3 protein-coding genes and 1 pseudogene are annotated in these 2,456 nt (G+C 66.7%); all 4 read right to left on the bottom strand.

Going from position 1 to position 2,456, the window contains the following annotated elements:
- Positions 1-299: pseudogene (locus NQ160_RS22250) on the bottom strand (ubiquinol-cytochrome c reductase cytochrome b subunit); the annotation flags it as partial.
- Positions 296-1,375, bottom strand: coding sequence for a cytochrome bc1 complex Rieske iron-sulfur subunit (gene qcrA / locus NQ160_RS22245; protein WP_257517216.1), 1,080 nt, complete (start codon positions 1,373-1,375; stop codon positions 296-298). The gene qcrA and the pseudogene NQ160_RS22250, both read right to left, overlap by 4 nt.
- Before the next feature lie 41 nt (positions 1,376-1,416).
- A complete protein-coding gene (gene qcrC, locus NQ160_RS22240; RefSeq protein WP_257517215.1) occupies positions 1,417-2,217 on the bottom strand; it encodes a cytochrome bc1 complex diheme cytochrome c subunit in 801 nt (266 codons plus the stop codon).
- 19 nt (positions 2,218-2,236) lie between these two features.
- A partial coding sequence (locus tag NQ160_RS22235) for a cytochrome c oxidase subunit 3 (protein WP_257517214.1) occupies positions 2,237-2,456 on the bottom strand: 220 nt, incomplete at its 5' end.

Below are 2,456 nucleotides of genomic sequence, written 5' to 3'. Positions count from 1 at the left end.
CCGCGCATCGCCTCGTAGGCGCCGTAGTAGTGCGTCTCGACCATCGACGCCTGGAAGAAGAACGTCAGGAACGTGCCGGACAGGAGCACGACGACGAAGCTCCACAGGGCGATCTCGCCGAGCATGAACGACCAGTGGTCGGGGAAGATCTTGCGACCGAGCTCCTTGACGAGGCCCGAGATGCTCGTGCGCTCGTCGAGGTAGTTCGCCGCACCCGCGACGAAGCGGCCGCCGAGCGGCTTCTCGTCGGAGTTCTTCGACCTCTCGGTCGTTTCCTCAGTGACAGTTGCGGTGCTCAATGACGCTCCCAGAAGCTCGGGCCGACCGGCTCGGTGAAGTCGCTGCGTGCGATGAGGTAGCCCTCATCGTCGACGGTGATCGGCAGCTGCGGCAGCGGGCGCGCGGCGGGGCCGAAGATGACGGCCGCGCCGTCGGTGACGTCGAACTGCGACTGGTGACAGGGGCACAGCAGGTGGTGGGTCTGCTGCTCGTACAGGGCGACGGGGCAGCCGACGTGCGTGCAGACCTTGGAGTACGCCACGATGCCGTCGTACGACCAGTCCTTGCGCTCCTCGGTCTCTTTGAGCTGCTCGGGGAGCATGCGCACGGCAAGGACGATCGCCTTGGCCTTCTCTTCGAGGTAGCCGTCATGGTGGCTCAGGGACGCGAGCGACTCGGGGATCACCTGCACGACCGATCCCAGCGTCAGGTCGGCGGCACGGATCGGCAGACCGCTGGGGTCGTGCGCCAGACGCTCGCCTTCCTTCCACATGGTGTGGCTGAGCAGGTACACCGGGTCGCCGGCGTGGGGGTGCTCGGGAGTGTTCTCGGGCGCCAGGCCGCGGAACAGCGTGATGCCGGGGACGACGGATGCCACGACGGCGGCGATCAGCGAGTTGCGGATCATCGTGCGACGACCGAAACCGGACTCCTCGTTGGCCTCACGGAAGACATCGACGGCGGCTTCGCGCGTCGTGTCGCGGCCGCGGGTGGCGTGACGCGGCTCGGTGAACTCCTTGTCGGACATGATCGCCTTGGACCAGTGGATCGCACCGATGCCGATGGCCAGCAGCGCGAGCCCGATGCCGAGTCCGATGAAGAGGTTGTTGTTGCGGATGTCGATGAGCGACCCGCTCTCGATCGGGAAGATCATGTAGGCGGCGACCGCCCAGATGCTCCCGGCGAGGGAAAGGTAGAACAGGGTGTACACCGTGCGCTCGGCCCGCTTCATCGCGGCGGGATCCTTGTCGGTGATGCGTGCGCGGTGCGGCGGCAGGCCGGGGTTGTGCACGGGGTCGGATACCGCGACCGCGAGCCCCGGGGAAGGCTTCCAGGAAGCCCTCTCGTGCTCGAGCGCGTCGTCCTCGTGTGTCATGGTGCTCCTCGTGCGTTCCGTGATGCTGTGTCAGTGATCGATCAGTTCGACTTCGCCGTGATCCACACGGTGAGTGCGATCAAACCGCCGATACCGAAGATCCAGATGAAGAGACCCTCCGACACGGGGCCGAGCGAGCCGAGGGTGAAACCGCCGGGAGACGGGTTCTCCTGCATGTACAGCAGCGACGAGATGATGTCGCGCTTCTCGTCCGTGGTGAGCGTCAGGTCGTTGAAGACGGGCATGTTCTGCGGGCCGGTCACCATCGCGGCGTAGATGTGCAGCGCGCTGGTGTCGGTGATGGGCGGCGCGTACTTGCCCTCGGTGAGGGCGCCACCGGCCGCAGCGACGTTGTGGCACATCGCGCAGTTGATGCGGAAGAGCTCCGCGCCCGCCGAGACATCGCCTTCGCCGTCGAGGACGCGCGCGTCGGGGTAGCTCGGGCCGGGGGCGACGGACTGCGTGAACGCCGCGATCGCTTCGATCTGCTCCTGCGTGAACTGCACCGGCTTCTGCGGAGCCTGCGGGCCCTGCATCTGCAGCGGCATGCGGCCCGTGGCCATCTGGAACTCGACCGAGAGTTCGCCGACTCCGTACAGCGACGGGCCGTTCGCGGAGCCCTGGAGGTCCAGTCCGTGACAGGTGGCGCAGTTGGCCTGGAACAGCTTCTTGCCGTCTTCGACCGTGAGTGCAGAGGAAACGGTCTGCGGCTCGGAGGCGGCCACGGCAGCAGATGCTCCCGCGTAGACGCCGCCGGTGACGAGAAGGCCGATGCCGATGAGGGCGGCGGCGGCCCAGGGGCTGCGGCGGCCGTTCGAGCGGCGAGGGGTGTGTCGTGCCATGGGCTTTTTCAGCTCGCTCTCAGCTCGCGAAGGGCAGCAGGTAGATGACGGCGAACAGGACGATCCACACGACGTCGACGAAGTGCCAGTAGTAGGACACGACGATCGCGGTGGTCATCTCCTTGCGCCCGAAGTTCTTGACCGCGTAGGCGCGGCCGATGACCATCAGGAAGGCGATCAGGCCGCCGGTGACGTGCAGCGCGTGGAAGCCGGTCGTGATGTAGAAGGCCGACGCGTAC

It is taken from the genome of Microbacterium sp. zg.Y909 (assembly GCF_024626565.1).
Note: the sequence above shows the minus strand (reverse complement) of the source record. Positions and strands in the feature narration are given on the sequence as shown.